The organism is Comamonas sp. Y33R10-2 (genome assembly GCF_019355935.1).
Taxonomy (GTDB): domain Bacteria; phylum Pseudomonadota; class Gammaproteobacteria; order Burkholderiales; family Burkholderiaceae_C; genus Comamonas.
The window spans coordinates 3391025-3410446 of the sequence record NZ_CP079925.1 but is presented as its reverse complement, the minus strand read 5'-3'; the positions used below and the strand labels follow the sequence as shown (position 1 = coordinate 3410446).

Sequence of the window (19422 nt, the reverse complement as noted above, 5' to 3'; positions counted from 1 at the left end):
GGCGACTACCTCAGCTTCAGGGTAGACAGCCCCAGCAGGCACAGCAGCATGGTGATGATCCAAAAGCGGGTCACAACCTGCGTTTCCTTCCAGCCGCTCTTTTCAAAGTGGTGGTGCAGCGGGGCCATCTTCAAGAGGCGTCGGCCTTCGCCATAGCGCTTCTTGGTGTATTTGAAGTAAGTCACCTGCAGCATCACCGAGACGGCTTCAGCCACAAAGATGCCGCCCATGATGGCCAGCACAATTTCCTGGCGCACGATCACGGCGATGGTGCCCAATGCCGCACCCAGCGCCAGTGCACCCACGTCGCCCATGAACACCTGCGCGGGGTGGGCGTTAAACCAGAGAAAGGCCAGACCCGCACCGGCCATGGCACCGCAAAACACCATCAGCTCACCGGTGCCGGGAATGCTGGGGAACAGCAGGTACTTGGCGTAAGTGGCATTCCCTGTCACATAGGCAAAAATCCCCAGCGCCGTGCCGACCATGATGACCGGCATGATGGCCAGACCATCCAAACCGTCAGTCAGATTGACCGCATTGCTGGCGCCCACGATGACCAGATAGGTCATGACGATAAAGCCCAGCACGCCCAGCGGATAGCTGACTTCCTTGAAGAACGGCACCATCAGGCCCGCCTTGGGCGGCAAATCCATGGAGAAGCCGGACTGCACCCAAGAGACAAACAAGCCGAAAACTTCAGCGTTGTTGTTCTCTGAAATGCAGAACACCAAATACAGCGCAGCCAGCAGGCCGATGACGGACTGCCAGAAATACTTCTCGCCCGAGCGCATGCCCTCGGGGTCTTTGTTGACGACCTTGCGCCAGTCGTCGACCCAGCCAATCGCACCAAAGCCTAGCGTGACCAGCAGCACGATCCAGACAAAGCGATTCGACAGGTCAAACCACAGCAAGGTGGAAACAGCGATAGAGAACAAAATCAGCACACCACCCATAGTGGGGGTGCCACTTTTGACCAAGTGGGTCTCCATGCCGTAACCGCGCACGGGCTGACCGATCTTGAGCGAGGTCAACATGCGAATGGCCTTGGGGCCGACGATCAGACCAATCAACAAAGCCGTGACAGCGGCCAACACGGCGCGCAGCGTCAGGTACTGGAAGACACGCAGAAAACCGAAATCGGGCGAAAGGCCTTGTAGCCATTGAGCGAGCATTAGCAGCATGGAGTGTTCTCCTTGCAGGCGCCCTGCTCTTTATCTGCAAAGGCTTGCACAGCCTGCACCACTTGCTCCATCTTCATGAACCGCGAACCTTTAACCAACACCGAGCCCACTTGGGGCAAAACCTCGCACGCGGCCTTTTGCAAGGCCGTCATGCTCTCAAAATGCTGAGCGCCACTGCCAAAAGCAGTAGCAGCAAATGCGCTTTTTGCGCCCAGCGTGTACATATATTTAATACCGGCCTGCTTGGCTAAAGCACCGGCTTCAGAGTGAAACTGCGGGCCGTTATCACCCACCTCACCCATATCACCCAACGCCAGCAGGCGCGGTGCGGGCAGCTCGGCCAGCACGGCAATGGCTGCCGCCACGGAATCAGGATTGGCGTTATAGGTGTCGTCCACCACAGTCACGCTTTGGCCGTTGATCTGTACGGCCAGCGCACGCGAGCGGCCGGTGACCGGCTCAAAACCAGACAGGCCCTGCGCAATCGCCAGCAGCGACACGCCTGCGGCATGGGCGCAAGCGGCCGAGGCCAGTGCATTGAGCACGTTGTGGCGACCGGCAATATGCAGCTGCACGCCAGCACTGCCTTGCGGCGTGTGCAGCACAAAGCTCCATGCACCGTTTTGCCATGTCACATCCGTGGCAAAAACCTGCGCGCCATCGGCGGCTTCACCAAACATCAGGCAAGGGCGCCCAGCAGCCAGTTCCGTCCACAGCGGCGTGTATTCATCACCTGCAGGGAAGATGGCAACGCCGTCCTTGGGCAGAAAACTCAGAACCGAGCCGTTTTCACGCGCCACGGCTTCCACCGTGTGCATGAACTCTTGGTGCTCACGCTGGGCGTTGTTGACCAAGGCCGCCGTGGGCTGGCCAATAGCCGCCAGCTCGGCGATTTCGCCGGGGTGGTTCATGCCCATTTCCAGCACGGCAATGCGGTGCTCGCCCGACATGCGCAGCAAGTTCAGCGGCATGCCAATGGAGTTGTTGAAATTGCCACGCGTGGCCAGCGCCGCATCACCCGCGCCGCCCACATGCGTGCGAAAAATGGAGGCAATCATTTGCGTCACGGTGGTCTTGCCATTGCTGCCCGTCACGGCAATCAGCGGCAACTCAAACTGGGCGCGCCATGCGCGGGCCAATGCGCCCAGCGCCAGCAAGGTATCTGGCACTTCGATGCCGGACAAGCCTGCTTGCGCCAGACCATGACTGGCCAGAGCTGCCACTGCGCCCGAGGCTTGCGCCTGCGGCAAAAAGTCATGCGCATCAAAGCGCTCACCCTTCAGGGCCACGAATAAATCCCCGATTTGCAGCGTGCGCGTATCGGTATGCACGCGTGCCAGCGCAATCTTGCCGTCGCCAATCAGGCGGGCTTGGGGGATATGCGTCTGGATCAGCTCCAGCGCTTTTTGCAAGGTCATCATGACCGTATCTTTCCTTCACGGGCTTCTAACGCTTTTTGCGCTTCAGCCATATCAGAGAACGGCTGGCGAGCGCCATTCGTCTCTTGGTAATCCTCATGGCCCTTGCCTGCAATCAGCACCACGTCTTGCGCATCAGCATGAGCAATAGCGTGGGCAATGGCCGCCCCGCGGTCGGCCTTAACATGCAATGCAGCGCCTGGCTGCATACCGCTCAAAATCTGCTCGATGATGGTTTCGGGGTGCTCGCTGCGCGGGTTATCGCTGGTCACCAGCACGCTGTCGGCATTCGCCTGCGCGGCTTGTCCCATCAAGGGACGCTTGCTGTTGTCACGGTCACCGCCGCAGCCAAACACGCACCACAGCTTGCCTTGGCGCTGCTGCGCCGCTGGCTGCAGTGCCCGCAGAGCTTTTTCAAGCGCGTCTGGCGTGTGTGCGTAATCTACGGCAACCAACGGCTGACCGGGCTTGGCAATTTGCTGCATGCGCCCGGGCACGGGCTCTAGATCCGCGCAGGCGGCCACAGCGTCTTCCAGCGACAGACCTAGGCTGCGCAAGGTAGCCAGCACGCCCAGCAAATTAGAGACGTTGTATTGCCCCACCAAGCGCGTATTCATGCGCAAGCTGTGACCCGCCTCCAGCACCGTGAAGTTCAAGCCTTGAGAGCCCAGACCAATATCCTTGGCCTGCAGGCGCGCCGGACCTTGAATGGAAACACTCCACACATCGAGCGGCTTGGCCTGCAACTTAGCCCACAGCTTGGCGCCATAGGCATCATCAATATTCACAACCGCAGCCTGCAGACCTGGCCATTCAAACAACTGGGCCTTAGCCTGCCAATAAGCATCCATGCTGCCGTGGTAGTCCAGATGGTCTTGCGTGAAGTTGGTAAACAGCGCCACACGGATCTTGCTGCCATCCATGCGGTGCTCTGCAATGCCAATAGACGATGCCTCAATCGCGCAAGCAGCCAAACCTTGATCGGCATAGCTGCGAAAGACGCGCTGCAACAGCACCGGGTCAGGCGTGGTCATACCCGTCGATTCGAGTGCTGGCGGCACGCCCACGCCCAAAGTACCCACTAGCGCACAACCTGCGCGGGCATTCAGCTTCACTTTTGATAGTGCGTGAGCCAGCCACCAAGCCGTGGTAGTTTTGCCATTGGTACCCGTCACGGCCAACACATCCAGCTCGCGGCTGGGGTGGGCAAACCATTCGTCAGCAATCAGGCCAGTTGCGGCTTTTAATCCCTTGAGACCCGCAACCTTGTCGCTACTCAAATCAAAGGCTTCAAGACCCTCAGCTTCTACCAAAACAGCGGCAGCGCCCAGCTCCAGCGCTTTGGCGACATAGGCACGACCATCAGTGGCAGCGCCGGGCCAAGCGATAAAGGCATCGCCCGCTTTGACTTTACGGCTATCCGTTTGCAGATCGCCCTGCACACGGGCGCGCAGCCAGGCCACGGCCTCGGCTGCATTGTTCAATGTTTGAATCAAAGTGCTCATAGCACAGGCTCCTCAGGTGGCGCAGCCACAATCAGAGGTTTCACTTCCTTGTCAGGCTGAACGCCCATAAAACGCAGGGTTTGCTGAACCACATCGGCAAACACGGGACCGGCCACAGTGCCGCCGTAGTAAGAGCCTGCACTGGGCTCATCGACCATCACGGCCACGATGATGCGAGGCTTGTCGATGGGGGCGATGCCAGTAAACCAAGCACGGTACTTGCCTGCGGCATAGCTTTTACCCACTTGCTTACGGGCCGTACCTGACTTGCCGCCAATGGTGTAGCCCTCTGGCTGAGCCTTTTGTCCCGTACCGCCGGGACCAGCCGCCAAACGCAACATATGCAGCACAGCGGCTGCATTTTCTTTGGAGATCACGCGCACGCCCACAGGCAAATCAGCCGTTTTCAAAATTGTGGATGGAATGACGTTGCCATTATTGGAGAACACTGTGTACGAACGCGCCATCTGAAACAGCGAAGCCGACAGGCCATAGCCATAAGACATGGTGGCGTGCTCGATAGGTTTCCAAGTCTTCCAAGCTCGCAGGCGACCGGATACAGCGCCGGGGAACTGAATTTGCGGCTTTTGACCAAATCCCAGTGCGCTGAAGTACTCCCACATTTCCTGCGATGAGAGCTTTTGCGCCACCTTAGTCGCGCCCACGTTACTGGACTTCTGGATCACACCTTCCACCGACAACGCGCCATAGTTATGCGTGTCGGTAATGGTGGAGCCCGTCACCGTATAGCGGCCGGGTGCGGTATCAATAATGGTGGAGGGCTTGACTCGCTTGAGCTCCAGCGCCGCAGCAACGGTAATCGGCTTCATCGTCGAGCCGGGCTCAAACGTGTCGGTAAGCGCGCGATTGCGCAGCTGTTCACCCGTTAAATTCTTGCGGTGGCCTGGGTCGTAGCTGGGGTAGTTGGCCAACGCCAGCAGCTCGCCGGTATGGGCATCCATGACCACCACACTGCCTGCCTTGGCCTTTTGCTCATGCACTTGCTGTTTGAGTTTTTGGTAGGCGTAGTACTGAACCTTGCTGTCGATGGACAGCTGAATGTCCTGACCATCCTGCGGCGGCACTTCCTCGCCCACGCCTTCAACCACGCGCCCCATGCGGTCCTTGATAACGCGACGTGACCCAGCCTTGCCTGCCAGCTCCTTATCAAAAGCCAGCTCCATGCCTTCTTGACCATGGTCTTCCACATTGGTAAAGCCCACGATGTGCGCAGCGGACTCACCTTCTGGATACTGGCGCTTGTATTCTTTGCGGTTGTAGATGCCCTTGATGTTGAGCGCCACAATCTTCTGACCTACATCCCAGTCCAGCTGACGCTTGACCCAGACAAAGCTCTTGTCTTCAACGTCGAGCTTCTCCATCAAAGCGCGCATGGGCATGTCCATGAGCTTGGCCACATCCTTGAGCTTGGCCTGAATCTCGGGATCCTTCAGATCCAGATCTTCAGGAATAGCCCAGATACTGGCAGCTGGCACGCTAGAGGCCAAAATCAAGCCATTGCGATCCAGCAAACGGCCACGGTTAGCGGGTAATTCAAGCGTACGCGCAAAGCGTACCAAGCCTTGACGCTTGAAGAAATCATTCGCAAACACCTGCACATAGGCCGCGCGCGCGCCCAGCCCCACAAAACCCACAGCCAAAGCCGCAACAATAAATTTGCTGCGCCACATAGGGGTTTTGGATGCCAGCAAAGGGCTGGTGGTGTAGAGAACACTGCGCGTCATTGCACTACAGCTCCTTGAGCGGAGCTTTCCTGCACATATTGAGTAATCGCAGGCGACGCCTGCTTCATCTGCAGCTTGTCACGCGCCAGCGTCTCGATGCGCTGGGGCGTGGCCTGCGCACGTTTTTCTACTTGCAGCCGCAACTGGTCCGTCGCTAAACGACGCGACTCAGTCTCGGCACGATCAAGCTCCGTAAAAAGCCGACGCGACTCATACTGGGTGTGCACCAGAAAAATGGCACTCACCATCACCGCCAGCAGCAGCAGCAGGTTTACGCGCAGCAAGGCAGCCCTCCCGCAGCCATGCACATAGCGGCATGGCGATGCATCATGCAGGCACCTCGGTGCGCTCGGCCACACGCATCACCGCAGAGCGTGAACGCGGGTTGCCTGTCACTTCCGTAGCGCTGGGCTTGATGCGATCGAGCGCTTTCAAGCGCATGGGCGTGGGCAGGGCAAACGGAGCACGGCGGTCATAGACCTCTTTGGAGTGCTTGGCGATGAACTGCTTGACGATACGGTCTTCCAACGAGTGAAAGCTAATCACCGCTAAACGCCCACCGGGAGCCAGCACGCGCAGGCTTGCTTCTAGCGCTTGTTCAAGCTCCTGGAGTTCAGCGTTGATGAAAATCCGAAGAGCCTGGAAGGTCCGTGTCGCCGGGTTCTGCCCGGCTTCACGCGTGCGGACCTGACCAGCCACGAGTTGGGAAAGCTCGCCGGTGGTGCGCAATGGGCCCTGGCTTTCGCGCCTAGCAACAATCGCCTTTGCAATAGGGCCAGCAAACCGTTCTTCGCCGTAGTCACGTATCACCTCCGCAATTTGCTGCACTTCAGCTTCTTCCAGCCACTCGGCAACGCTTTGGCCACGGGTAGTGTCCATGCGCATATCGAGAGGGCCATCAAAGCGAAAGCTAAAGCCCCGGTCTGGGTTGTCAATCTGGGGTGAACTGATCCCCAGATCCATCAAAATTCCTTGCACGCTGCCCTCGGGCAGTTCATTGAGGTGACTAAACCCTTGATGCCGAATCGAAAAACGCGCATCGGTGATGCGCGCCGCTTCAGCGATTGCGTCCAGATCTTTATCGAACGCAATCAACTGGCCATCCGGCCCTAATTTTTGCAATATGAGCCGGGAATGACCTCCCCGACCGAACGTTGCATCCACCCATTGGCCCGCAGGCGGCTGGGCAGCGCCCCCCAACAAGGCATCTACGGCCTCGTCAAGCAAGACGGTGATATGTTGCAACGGCTGATTCACAAGCTCTTCCTACAAAACAAAATCTTGGAAAGCCGCCGGCATCGGTTGCTGGCGTGCTTCCGCTTCGCGCATCTCATAGGTGGTCTTATCCCAAACCTCGAAATGCGCCCCCATGCCCAGCATCAAGACCTCCTTGGTCAGACCTGTAGCCTCACGTAACTCGGGCGAGATCAGCAGTCGGCCGGTCGCGTCCATGTCTACATCCATCGCGTTACCCAAAAAAATGCGCTTCCACCACTGAGCAGTAATCGGCAGCTTGGAGACACGCTCGCGAAACTGCAGCCACTCAGGACGAGGAAACAGCAACAGGCAACCATCGGGATGCTTGGTGAAAGTGACTTGGCCTTCAGCCATGGATAAAAGCGCGTCACGATGCCGGGTCGGCACAGACAGCCGCCCCTTTCCATCGATATTTAACGAAGACGCCCCTTGAAACACGGCTAATTACTCCGGTCATTTGGAGCCACTCATTCCTAAAAAATAGGCATGAGGGCAACTTTCACCACTTAATTGCACTTTTTTGCACTGTATCAGCAATTTCAGGGGGCTTCAAACGTGACCGAACAATTATTTGCAATGAAATCAAGCACTTAGAATCAGAAATGAAGGAGATATTAAAAAAATATCCTTCCTTTACAAGCACTTAGCAAAGCCTATGCATGTGGACTCTCATTAGCTGCGGTCAATTGAAACCAAGCAATTCAATGGAAAGAACTGATTTAAGTCAGCGCCCTCTCCTACAAATGCAAACTGCCCGCACAAGCGGGCAGCCAGTATCAAACGCTAAAAATCTTAAAGAATAAAGCGCGAGAGATCTTCGTCTTGACTCAACATCTGTAGACGTTGATCTACATAAGCAGCATCAATAGTCACGGTCTGCCCAGCAAGCTTGACGGCATCAAAGCTGACCTCATCCAGCAAACGCTCCATGACAGTGGACAAGCGGCGCGCACCAATGTTCTCAGTACGTTCGTTTACATCAAACGCAATGGAGGCCAGACGGGTGATGCCATCTGGTTTGAACTCCAGCGTCACGCCCTCGGTTGCCAACAGCGCCTGATACTGCTTGACCAGCGAGGCGTGAGTCTGCATAAGAATTGCTTCGAAGTCCTGAACCGACAGCGATTCCAATTCCACGCGAATGGGGAAGCGCCCCTGCAGCTCGGGAATCAGATCGCTGGGCTTGGACAGATGAAAAGCACCCGAGGCAATGAACAAGATGTGATCGGTCTTGACCACGCCGTATTTGGTGGACACAGCAGTGCCCTCCACCAAGGGCAGCAAGTCACGCTGCACGCCTTGACGCGAGACGTCCGAGCCGCTGCTTTCTTGGCGGGTGGCCACTTTGTCAATTTCGTCGATGAAGACAATGCCGTTTTGCTCCATATTGGCTATGGCGCGGGTCTTGGCATCTTCCTCGTTGACCATCTTGGCAGCTTCTTCGTCGGTCAGCAGCTTTAGCGCCTCTTTAATAGGCAGCTTGCGGGTCTTGCGCTTTTCCTGACCCATATGGCTGAACATGCCGCGCAGTTGCTCAGCCATCTCTTCCATGCCCGGCTGCTGACCCATGATTTGCACTTGGGGCAGTTGCTCGGCAAGGTCGATCTCGATTTCCTTGTCATCGAGCTGGCCTTCGCGCAGCTTTTTGCGGAAAACCTGACGAGCCGTGTTATCGGGAGCCGCCTCAGCCGTGCGCGCTTGGGGAACCAGTACATCGAGAATGCGATCTTCGGCCGCATCTTCGGCGCGGGCGCGCATCTTCTTCATGTCCGACTCGCGGGTCTGCTTGACAGCTACCTCGGCCAGATCACGAATGATGGCATCCACATCCTTGCCCACATAACCCACTTCAGTGAACTTGGTGGCTTCGACCTTGATGAAGGGCGCATCAGCCAACTTAGCTAGGCGGCGCGCAATCTCGGTCTTGCCCACGCCAGTGGGGCCAATCATCAGAATGTTCTTAGGCGTGATTTCTTGACGCAGGCCATCAGGCACCTGCTGACGGCGCCAGCGATTACGCAATGCAATCGACACCGCGCGCTTGGCACCGTTTTGGCCAACGATGTGCTTGTCCAGCTCGGAGACGATCTCCTGGGGAGTCATGGCAGAGGACATTGAATTTTCTCAGTCAAATAGGCCAATAGTGCTTATGAATAAAGGACTAACAGCTATTAAATTAGATGAATAAAAGTTTCAAATACAACGTTTTAGAGACAGCGCTTTTGATCCAACGCTTACAGGGTCTCAATCGTGTGATTCATATTGGTGTAAATGCATAGCTCGCCCGCAATCTCCAGCGACTTGCGCACAATGTCTTCAGCGGACAACTCGGTATTGTTGAGCAGGGCCTTGGCCGCAGAGTGCGCATAAGCACCGCCGGAGCCAATCGACACAATGCCTTGTTCGGGCTCCAGAACATCGCCATTACCGGTAATGATGAGAGAGGTGGTGGCATCCGCCACAGCCAGCATGGCTTCGAGCTTGCGCAGCACGCGGTCGGTGCGCCACTCCTTGGTCAGCTCAATGGCCGCGCGGGTCAGGTTGCCCTGATGCTTTTCTAGCTTAGCCTCAAAGCGCTCAAACAGCGTGAAAGCGTCTGCAGTTGCGCCTGCAAAACCCGCCAGCACCTTGCCGTGGTAGAGCTTGCGCACCTTGCGCGCCGTACCCTTGATGACGATGTGACCCAATGTGACCTGACCATCCCCACCGATAGCGACTTGCACGCCTTCAGGGGTTTGGCGGCGCACGCTAATGATGGTGGTACCGTGAAACTGTTCCATCTTTTACAGATGGGGCAAGCTAGGGCGACCTCAAGAGCTAAAGCAAATTAAATTTGAAGAAAGCGCCGGCTCGCGGCGATGACGTCGCCCCCTGCGCGAAGCACAGAAGGGTAAGGCGCAAAGCGCCTCTGGGGCATCAGTCTTTTCTTGGGATCACCTGTGCATGCTCTTGAATGCCGACGACATTAAAGAACACCGCCAGCAGCTGGTGCAACTGGTTGAACTGCAGCACATGGCCTAACTCCTGCATCTGCGCCGCCCAGTTCAGGACCGAGCCAGCGGCTGCAAAATCCATACGAACCAACAATGCGCAGTCAATGATCAGGGTTTCGCCAAGTTTGGCTTTATCTTGCACTTCATTGAGCCAAGGCAGCGCATCACCATCGATCACACCTTGCAGAGCAAAGCGTGGCTTGCGCTCCTTCCACAGTGCATTCGTCTGAACCGTCTCCGGTCCCCGAAGCAGACTGTCTTTGAAGGCATTTGTCTGGTCTTGACCTTCATTCGCAAAGCCGCAAACGGGGTCAGCCCAAGACGGCGGCGACAGCTCATAGGTCACGCAATAATCTAGCGCTGTGAGCTCAAAGTCATCTTGCAGATGCATCAAACGCTGCATTGCCAAACGCAAATGCCACCAGTCCTGATCAACCGAACGATCACCAGAGGGTGCATGTTTGCTCAGCACCGAAAGCAGTCGCTCATGACCGACAAAAATCAACTGACCCTTTTGAGCCGCCCATTGCTCAGCGGCTTCCAAAAGCGAGTCTTTCACTGCAGGATCAAGCACCTCTAGGGCGCTCCAGTCCATGACCCACGGGCCGGCGCTGCGGCTCTTACTCAGCAGCAACGCTCTGAGACTCGAGTCATTGAGCTGCACTGGAGCAGACCAGCGAAAACCGGCTAAGGGCGCATCTGCCCCAGCTACGCTGAGCTTACCGGCCTGCTGCGGCATGGAGAACCATTGCGGGGCAGAGCGACCAAAACGCGCCACGAAGTCCATGGCGGCATCTTCAAACTGATCCTGCATGCCCGCTGCACGGTACATATCCAGCAAAGCTAGCCAAACCGGCAACTGGGCCGAAGTCGACTGAGCACGCTTGGCAATCAGCGCCTTAAGGCTGGCCTCAGCCCCATCGTTATCGCCGCTGGTAAAAATAATGGCCGCGTCTTCCAGCTCCGCATCATGCTCAAAACGCACAAAGGAAGGCGGAATCATCCCGGCGTCTAGCGGGGATGAGGTCTCCGTGGAGGCAAAGCCTGGGGTGAAATCTGTGTCACCGCGCAAAGGCTTGACAGCTGCTCTTGTAGCGGGCTGTGGCTGCTCACTTGGCAGCGCATCACTGAGCATGGGCAGCGTGTTTTGCACCAAGGGCGGCGTCGCCTTGAAAGTCGAAGGCATGGCGTTGCCGCCTTCTGGCAACTGCAGCGGCATGGTGGCCGCGTCTGCGACCTGTTTGCCCCGCCACCATTGCTGCGCCATCTGCGCTTCGATTTCATCAATTTTTTTGATGGTGTCTGCACGTTCCCCAAGAATCGTGCTGTGTGCAGTCTGCAAAAACGACGATGAGGCTACGGGCATGGGCGTATCAAGCGGCGCTCTGACGGTCGTCAAGCTTTTAGACAGCTGCCCCTGCCGTATCTTGCGCAGCTGATCAAATTCGCGCTTGCGCACAAAGTCATTCTGGCGCTTACGCTCCAGCATCTCTTTGAGCGCTTGCTTGCTGTACTGGCTCTCTTCGCTATCTTGGTTCAGATTCTCCAATTCGGACCAATTGACGGTCGGGTGACGCACAAAACGCGCCACCTTGGACAGTAATCCTCCCGATTTGTTTTCTTCTTTAACCATGATTCTCCACTTTGATGCCTACAGCCCAATTAACACTTGATGTAGATCAGTCACCGTACATTTTTTGCTTAAGTTCACGGCGCTGCTGAGCTTCCAGCGACAGCGTAGCCGTGGGACGTGCAAGCAGTCGTCCTACACCAATAGGCTCGCCCGTTTCGTCACAGTATCCGTAATCGCCTGCATCAATGCGAGTAATCGACTGATCGATTTTCTTAAGCAGCTTACGCTCGCGGTCACGAGTGCGCAACTCCAGAGCATGCTCTTCTTCGATAGTGGCACGGTCAGCAGGGTCAGGCACGACAACGGTGTCTTCACGCAGGTTCTCTGCGGTTTCACCGGCATTTGCATGCATGTCGTTCTTGAGCGTGACCAGCTTGCGACGGAAGTACGCCATCTGGGCATCGTTCATGTAATCGTCATCAGACATGGCCAGCACCTCAGCATCGGTCAATTCCTCCACCGACTTGGTCTTCCAGGCATTGGCCAGCTTTGGATCCTTCTTGATCCCGGCTTGCTTTGTGTTGGTCATAGCTTTCTTATCACTTTGGTTTATCGCTTCCTTGACGCTGCTAGGCGCCAGGGGCGGAACATCTGTTTTAGGCTGCCGCGCAATAGGCGTTGCAGATCGTTTAGGTTTGGGCGAGGCGGAGGTATTTTCCTGCACCCCAGGTTTGAGCAGCGCTTTTTTAACAGCCTTACCCGCCAAAGAGGACCCGGCACTATCCGCGCTCAAAGCAGTAGCTACGGCTTTGGCCGAGGCCTTGGGTTGCTTACCTTTTACAGTATTCACGTCCTGTCTCCTCACAGTACTGTGTCCTTGCTCAGCAAGATCGCACTAACACCCTCTTTAGGGGCGGCATTGTAGCGATGACCGCTGGCTTGCCCCTTTAATCGTTGTACATATCCCACAACTTGAAAAATGACGTCAGTCATAGCCAGCGCAGTTTGCGAGGAATTTCCAATAAAAAACGGCCTGTTACACAGGCCGTCAGTCATTGTCAGCAATGCGAGACCTCAGGATCAGCCTCGCGCTCAAGCAATCACACCAAGCACTGATCCAGCCCTTGACGCAGGATATCTTGAGGCAGGTCGATGCCGATGAACACCATCTTGCTCATGTGCTTTTCGCCCTCTTCCCATTCAGGACCCAAGTCGCTGCCCATTAATTGGTGCACGCCTTGGAAGATAACCTTGCGGCTGGTGCCCTTCATGTCAAGAACACCCTTATAGCGCAGCATTTTCGGGCCGTAGATGTTGACGATGGCGCCCAAGAAATCTTCCAGCTTGGCGGGGTCAAACGGGCGGTCCGCACGATAAACAAAGCTCTTCACATCATCGTCATAGTGATGGTGGTGTGGGTGGTTGCAGTGCTCGCCATGCTCATGGTCATGCGCTTCGTGGCCGCAATGCTCATCGTGCACATGCTTGTGCTCATGGTCGTGACCTTCGTGCTCACACTTGCCATGATCGTGATCACAGGCGCTGTGATCACCATGGTCATGTGCGTGATCGTGCGCGTGCTCATCTTCCTTGAGGAAGTCGGGGTCAATGTCCAACTTGGCATTCAGGTTGAAGCCGCGCAGATCAAACACTTCGCTCAGAGGCACATCGCCAAAATGCACGGCGCGAATGGGCGCGCGCGGGTTCATGTGCTTGAGGCGGTGGGTCAACGCATCTGTCTCGGCAGCGGTTACCAAGTCGGTCTTGGACAGGAACATCTGGTCCGCAAAGCCCACTTGGCGGCGTGCTTCTTGGCGCGTGTCCAGTTGCTGGTTGGCGTGCTTGGCATCAACCAGCGTGATGATGGAGTCAATGAGATAGCTCTCGGCAATTTCATCGTCCATAAAGAAGGTTTGAGCCACGGGGCCGGGGTCGGCCAAACCGGTGGTTTCAATCACGATGCGATCAAACTCCACCAAGCCCTTGCGGCGCTTGGCGGCCAGCAGTTGCAGGGCTTCACGCAGGTCTTCGCGGATGGTGCAGCAGATGCAGCCATTGCTCATTTGCAAAATCTGCTCTTTGGATTCGGTCTTGAGAATGTCGGTGTCGATGTTTTCTTCACCAAACTCGTTCTCGATCACGGCAATCTTCATGCCGTGCGACTCGTGCAGCACGCGCTTGAGCAGCGTGGTTTTGCCAGAGCCCAAAAAGCCCGTGAGGATGGTGACTGGAATGAGAGCCATGCTTTAAAACCTCTTGCTGGGGCAGCCGCTACATGCCGCTGCCCAAAAAACACGCCGGCGCAGTCCAAACGACTCGCCTTGGTGATAACAGCTGGGGAGTTTAGCTGCGCTTTCAAGCGCTCACGGACTGCAAGGGTTGCAAAAAAAACAAATGAAATACGTCTTTAGCCTTTATTGCAATTGCACTAGCAGCTATCAAATTAGGACTCATTAATCCTCAGCCTCATCTCCACTGGAGTTTGGCAGCTTGCGCCGAGGCTTGGGCTTTTCATCCCCGCGATGGCGCTGCGCACGCGGGTGGGCATTTTCGTAAGCCTGAGCCAGATGCTGAAAATCCAGCCGCGTATAGATTTGCGTAGTGGCAATGCTCGAATGCCCGAGCAGCTCCTGCACCGCCCTTAAATCACCACTTGACTGCAGCATATGGCTGGCAAAAGAGTGGCGCAGCACATGCGGGTGTACGCCCGATGCCAAGCCCGCCTGCTGCCCGCGCTGCTTAAGCCTGAGCCAGACTGACTGGGCTGACAGTCGCTCACCGCGGCGGCCAATGAACAACGCCGCTTCACTTTGCGCCTTCATCTGCGCAGCCCCGGCCAAAGCGCTGCTGCGCAACGCCAGCCACTTATGCAGCGCCAGCAGCGCCATGCGGCCCACAGGCACGATACGGCGCTTGCTGCCCTTGCCCTGCACATGGGCGTCGCCCGCGTCCAGATCTATCCAGCCCCGGCCTTGGCTTTGCGTATGCTGATCCGCTCGCGCATCCAGCCCGACCAGCTCGCCCACGCGCAGGCCGCAGCTGTAGAGCAACTCAGTCATGGCGGCATCACGCGCCTCAATCCAAGGGTCGGCTTCGGGATTTTGAAAGCTCGCCAGTTGCACAGCGTCATCTACCGGCAGTGCCTTGGGCAAAGGCTTGGCAGCCTTGGGGCCGCGCACGCCTTCTACCGGGTTGAAGGGCACCAGAGACTGCTGGGCTGCCCAGCGATAAAAGCTGCGCCAGCCCGAAAGAATCAGCGCAATGCCGCGTGCGCTGCGGCCTGCGCTATGCATTTGCGCAGCAAAACGGCGGATATGCATGGGCTGCAAGGCTAAAAGCTCTTGATTAATCAGCAGTGCAAAGTTTTGCAGCTTGATCAAATCCAGCGCGTAAAGCGTATGCATGCGGTCTGCCAAGCGCTTTTGCACGCGCACATGCTCTAAATAGCTGTGGACAACGGCGGGCAGTTGCGCGCACTGCTCCTCAAAAGAGCGCTGTCCATCTTCACGTTCTTGCTCGTGCATCAATGAAGGCAGCGCTATTTGGCGCAGGTTCAGCCGTGCGCCAGTGTCAGCGCAGGCAGGCGCATGCGTGACAAAGAGGCGCTAGCCAGCTCAGAGATGCGCGAAAGGAACTCCAGCCCCATGGTCGCGTCAAAACGCGTGGGGTCGGGCGAACCCAGCACCAACATGCCAAAAACGTTGGAGGTGCTGTCCATCGCACCGTCGTGCAGCGTCAGCATCGCCATAGACTGCACGGTATGGGGTTGATGAAGCCAGTTGGCCGCCTCAAAACCCATATTCGGGCCGCAAAACGGCATGGTCAGCGATGAAGCGAAGGTCTTGGCATCCTCGCTCACACCCATGGTGTAGACCGTGCCGCTGTGCGCTCCCGCCACATTCCACAGGCGCAGCGCCACTTGGGGCACATCAAAAATATGCTGCAAGCTCGCAGTCAATGCATGAGGCAGCTCGCGCAGGTCTTGCACTTTGACGAGAGCATGCGTCCACTGATGAATTTTGTTGGCGATGCTGGCGTTCTCGCTGCCGTGGCGCACCATGTCCATGATGCGGTGCTCCAGCCCCTTGAGCTTTTCACGCAGCATCTCGGCTTGGCGCTCTTGCAGGCTCACAGCACGCGGGCCGTGGCCACTGACCAAGCGTACGTTGGCCAGCATCTGTGCATTGCGCTCAAAAAATTCGGGGTTGTGCTGAAGGTAGTCGGCAATCGACTCTTCGGTAATGGCGATGTCGGTCAAGCTGTTCATAACGTATCGGGTATGTCGATTTGGCCTTCAAAAACAAACTCGGCAGGGCCGGTCATGCGCACGCAGTCTTGCGCGCCACCCGCCCACTCAATGGTCAACAAACCTCCGCGGGTTTGCACATCCACTCGGCTGTCCAGCAGCCCCCAACCAATGCCGGCCACCACCGCTGCGCAGGCGCCGGTGCCGCAAGCCAGTGTCTCGCCTGAGCCTCGCTCATAGACGCGCAGATTCACGGCACTGCGGTTGATGATTTGCATAAAGCCTGCATTCACGCGCTGCGGAAAACGCGCATGGTGCTCAATCAACGGTCCATGCAACTCAACCAGCGCAGTGTTCACATCGTCCACCAGTTGCACGGCGTGGGGGTTGCCCATGGAGACAGGCGCTATCCAATCCGTAGCAGATTGTCCAGACGCATCAAGCACTAGAGGCCATTTTTGTGCAAAACCCAGCATCTCAGGCTGCAAACCCTCGGTGGTGAAGGGGACCTTGGCGGGCTCAAGCTGCGGCGCGCCCATGTCTACGGTTACGCGGCCGTTGCTGTGAATTTCGGGGGCGATGATGCCCGAGAGCGTCTGCACGCGGATCACGCTTTTATCGGTCAAGCCCTTGTCATGCACATAACGGGCAAAGCAGCGCGCGCCATTGCCGCACTGCTCCACCTCACCACCATCGGCATTGTGAATAACGTATTCAAAATCCACGCCCTGCGCCGGGGCGGGGCGCACGGTCAAAATCTGATCGGCACCCACGCCAAACTGGCGATTGGCCAAATAACGGTATTGGGCGGCGTTCAAGCCTAGGCGTTGCTGGGTTTCGTCGAGCACGACAAAGTCGTTGCCCGCACCTTGCATCTTGGTAAAGCGAATCTGCATGATGCTGACCATTATCGCGCCCAGCACGCGGCATGCGCCATAGACAAGGCATAGACAAGCGTCAGCGATACAGCTTTTGCAGCAACTCCATCAGTTGCGCCTGCTCCGTCCCGCTCAAATGAGCAACGGCTTGCGCCTCTTGGCTTTTAAGTTCTGACTGAGCCATATCGACCAATTCGCGCCCTGCAGCGCTTAAATACAGGCCCGTCGCCCGCCCGTCACGCGGGTGCGGACGGCGCTCAAGCAAGCCGCGTTTGCCCAGTGCATCAATCATTCCAACCATATTGGGCGGCAGCACCGCCAGTTGCTGACAAAGCTGGCGCGAAGTGATACCGGCATTGCTAGCGACCAGCGACAGCACGGAAAACTCCACAATTTTCAGATCAAAGCGTTCCATGCTTTGCACAAAAACGCCCACCAGCAACAGCGACGCACGCCGCGCGTTGTAGCCCAGCAGTGATTCGAGAAAGCTGGCGTCTACAGATTCAACGACTAAACGCTGAGTTGCTTCAGGCTCTGTCGTTTCACGCTCATGCACTTCACGACTCTGAGCTTCAAGGCTCGCAGCATCCGCGCTTGCAGGCGATGTCTTTGTTTCTTTAGCCGCAGCTTGGGCAGTCTTGTTGGAGAGCATGGGAGATGGCAAAAGAGTAGGTAAAAAACAAACAGCGTGCGCCGTAAAAAAGCGAGCCTTCAGGGCGGGGGATCCCACAAAAGCTCGTGATTTTGCGGGTTTTTCCTGCACCCTTCAGACTTATTGAATCAATTCATCGACACATACTGTTGGTTGCCATGCACCACAGAAGCCTGCGCCCACTGCGATTTCATCAGGCTTATGCGCCAGTCCATTTCGGGCAAGATGCGCTGCTGCACCTGTTTGAGCGGGCCTTTCCAGCGCGCACTGTCTGTACCCGGCGTGTTTGCAATTCGCGCCCAGGCCCAGCCCAGCAGCAGCACGGCCACGCAGCGCAGGTAGTCATCGGCCACCCGCCATGCCAATGTGTCGTCTTCCTTGCAGGCCTGCGCCAGCGCGGTGGTGAAGTAGCGCAGTTGCGCCAGGCCGCGCAAAACCTCGGCATCCAGCGGGCGGCCAGCATCTAGCGACTTGCGCAGCGACAGCAGCCACTGGCCCATGGCCTGCCCGCCATCGGGCAGCACTTTGCGCACCAGCAGATCAATGGCCTGAATCTCGTTTGTGCCCTCATAAATCATGGCCACGCGAGAATCGCGCACGATTTGTTCAATGCCCCACTCACGGATATAGCCGTGGCCGCCAAAGACCTGCAGGCAGGCGCTGGCGCCTTCAAAGGCCTGCTGCGTCCACGCAGCTTTAAGCACGGGCGTAATCAAGCTGCACCACTGCTGCGCCTGCTCGCGTTCCTTCGCACTTTCAGAATGGCGCGCCACATCGAGGTACACGCCGGTCTGGTAGGCCAGCACACGCCCACCATCCACCCATGCGCGCTGCACATCCAGCGTGCGGGCAATGATCGGGTGCTCAATAATCAAATCCGCTGCGTCGCCCAAACCGCGCGATGCAGGCACCGCACCCGGCGCTCGCATCTGGCGTCGCTCCAGCGCATAGGCGTGGGCTTTTTGCCATGCCGCATCCAGCAGGCCAATGCCTTGCAGCGCCACATGCAGGCGTGCGGCATTCATCATCACAAACATGGCGTTCAGGCCTGCGTCGCTCTGGCCGATCAACCAACCGGTGGCAGCATCAAAACGCATCACGCAGGTAGGGCTGCCGTGCAGGCCCATCTTCTCTTCAATACGCTCGCAAACCACGGCGTTGCGCTCGCCATCTGGCAACACCTTGGGCACCAGAAACAGCGACAAGCCCTTAGGTCCAGACGCTGCACCGGGCAGGCGTGCCAACACCAGATGCACAATGTTTTCGGTCAAATCATGCTCACCGCCCGAGATAAAAATCTTGCCGCCGCTGATGGCGTAACTCTCACCCAGCGCAGTCACCCCTGCTGGCACGGCCTGCGTGCGCACTTGGCCCAGATCGCTACCCGCATGCGCTTCCGTCAAGCACATGGTGGCCAGCCATTCGCCGCTGGCGATTTTTGACAGGTAAGCCGTCTTCAGCGCATCGCTACCGTGATGCTTGAGACATTCATATGCGCCGTGCAGCAGGCCCGGTGCCATGGTCCAGCCATGATTGGCAGCACTCAGCCATTCATACAGAACCCCCTCCAACACCCAAGGCAAGCCCTGCCCTCCATCTTCCTCAGCACAGGCCAGCGCAGGCCAACCGGCCTGCCAGAAGTCCTGATATGCACTGGCAAAACCCGGCGGCGTAGTCACACGGCCCGCGTCAAACTGCACCCCTATTTCATCGCCGCTGCGCGACAGCGGTGCCACCACATCGCCCACCCACTTGCCAGCCTCATCCAGCACCTGCTGCATCAAAGCCTGATCTGTGTCCGCATGGGCAGGCAGGCGCTGCAACTGCTCATCAGCCTTGAGCACATCAAACAAAAGAAACGCGTTATCAGCGCAGCTGGGCAAATAGGACATACAAGGCAAGCTGCCAACGCAGCGAAAAACTGAAGCGAAAACAGACTGTGCAAGAAGCACAGTCCCAAAAACCAGAGGC

Annotated in this window: 17 protein-coding genes; all 17 read right to left on the bottom strand. The window is 57.2% G+C overall.

Annotated features, from left to right (window positions below; genetic code table 11):
• Positions 1-5: 5 nt before the first annotated feature.
• On the bottom strand, positions 6-1184 hold the full coding sequence (gene mraY, locus KUF54_RS15365; protein WP_219343630.1) for a phospho-N-acetylmuramoyl-pentapeptide-transferase: 1179 nt from the start codon (positions 1182-1184) through the stop codon (positions 6-8).
• On the bottom strand, positions 1175-2605 hold the full coding sequence (murF, locus tag KUF54_RS15360; RefSeq protein WP_219343629.1) for a UDP-N-acetylmuramoyl-tripeptide--D-alanyl-D-alanine ligase: 1431 nt from the start codon (positions 2603-2605) through the stop codon (positions 1175-1177). The genes mraY and murF overlap by 10 nt, the downstream gene beginning before the upstream one ends.
• Complete coding sequence (locus KUF54_RS15355) at positions 2602-4107, bottom strand: UDP-N-acetylmuramoyl-L-alanyl-D-glutamate--2,6-diaminopimelate ligase (RefSeq protein ID WP_219343628.1); 1506 nt, start codon at positions 4105-4107, stop codon at positions 2602-2604. The genes murF and KUF54_RS15355 overlap by 4 nt, the downstream gene beginning before the upstream one ends.
• On the bottom strand, positions 4104-5852 hold the full coding sequence (locus KUF54_RS15350; protein WP_219343627.1) for a penicillin-binding protein 2: 1749 nt from the start codon (positions 5850-5852) through the stop codon (positions 4104-4106). Before KUF54_RS15350 ends, KUF54_RS15355 begins: the two co-directional genes overlap by 4 nt.
• Complete coding sequence (gene ftsL, locus KUF54_RS15345; RefSeq protein WP_219343626.1) at positions 5849-6136, bottom strand: cell division protein FtsL; 288 nt, start codon at positions 6134-6136, stop codon at positions 5849-5851. The genes KUF54_RS15350 and ftsL overlap by 4 nt, the downstream gene beginning before the upstream one ends.
• Before the next feature lie 43 nt (positions 6137-6179).
• On the bottom strand, positions 6180-7109 hold the full coding sequence (gene rsmH / locus KUF54_RS15340; protein ID WP_219343625.1) for a 16S rRNA (cytosine(1402)-N(4))-methyltransferase RsmH: 930 nt from the start codon (positions 7107-7109) through the stop codon (positions 6180-6182).
• 9 nt (positions 7110-7118) lie between these two features.
• Positions 7119-7547, bottom strand: a complete 429-nt coding sequence (mraZ, locus tag KUF54_RS15335) for a division/cell wall cluster transcriptional repressor MraZ (RefSeq protein WP_219343624.1) — start codon at positions 7545-7547, stop codon at positions 7119-7121.
• 354 nt (positions 7548-7901) lie between these two features.
• Positions 7902-9224 carry an ATP-dependent protease ATPase subunit HslU gene (gene hslU, locus KUF54_RS15330; RefSeq protein ID WP_219343623.1) on the bottom strand — a complete coding sequence of 441 codons (1323 nt, stop codon included), beginning with the start codon at positions 9222-9224 and terminating at the stop codon, positions 7902-7904.
• A gap of 119 nt (positions 9225-9343) precedes the next feature.
• Entirely contained in the window at positions 9344-9889 is a 546-nt protein-coding gene (gene hslV, locus KUF54_RS15325) for an ATP-dependent protease subunit HslV (RefSeq protein ID WP_219343622.1), read from the bottom strand.
• A gap of 136 nt (positions 9890-10025) precedes the next feature.
• Entirely contained in the window at positions 10026-11735 is a 1710-nt protein-coding gene (locus KUF54_RS15320; RefSeq protein WP_219343621.1) for an STAS domain-containing protein, read from the bottom strand.
• Between the two features lie 46 nt (positions 11736-11781).
• On the bottom strand, positions 11782-12414 hold the full coding sequence (dksA, locus tag KUF54_RS17475) for an RNA polymerase-binding protein DksA (RefSeq protein WP_370627612.1): 633 nt from the start codon (positions 12412-12414) through the stop codon (positions 11782-11784).
• Positions 12415-12775: 361 nt separating this feature from the next.
• Positions 12776-13918: a GTP-binding protein gene (locus KUF54_RS15310; RefSeq protein ID WP_219343619.1), complete on the bottom strand. Its 1143-nt coding sequence runs from the start codon at positions 13916-13918 to the stop codon at positions 12776-12778.
• Between the two features lie 210 nt (positions 13919-14128).
• On the bottom strand, positions 14129-15199 hold the full coding sequence (locus tag KUF54_RS15305; protein WP_219343618.1) for a tyrosine recombinase XerC: 1071 nt from the start codon (positions 15197-15199) through the stop codon (positions 14129-14131).
• A 29-nt stretch (positions 15200-15228) separates the two neighbouring features.
• A complete protein-coding gene (locus KUF54_RS15300) occupies positions 15229-15942 on the bottom strand; it encodes a DUF484 family protein (protein ID WP_219343617.1) in 714 nt (237 codons plus the stop codon).
• Entirely contained in the window at positions 15939-16817 is an 879-nt protein-coding gene (gene dapF, locus KUF54_RS15295) for a diaminopimelate epimerase (protein WP_219346431.1), read from the bottom strand. The genes KUF54_RS15300 and dapF overlap by 4 nt, the downstream gene beginning before the upstream one ends.
• Before the next feature lie 61 nt (positions 16818-16878).
• Positions 16879-17451: a MarR family winged helix-turn-helix transcriptional regulator gene (locus tag KUF54_RS15290; RefSeq protein ID WP_219343616.1), complete on the bottom strand. Its 573-nt coding sequence runs from the start codon at positions 17449-17451 to the stop codon at positions 16879-16881.
• Between the two features lie 128 nt (positions 17452-17579).
• A complete protein-coding gene (locus tag KUF54_RS15285; RefSeq protein WP_219343615.1) occupies positions 17580-19343 on the bottom strand; it encodes an acyl-CoA dehydrogenase family protein in 1764 nt (587 codons plus the stop codon).
• Positions 19344-19422: the final 79 nt, after the last annotated feature.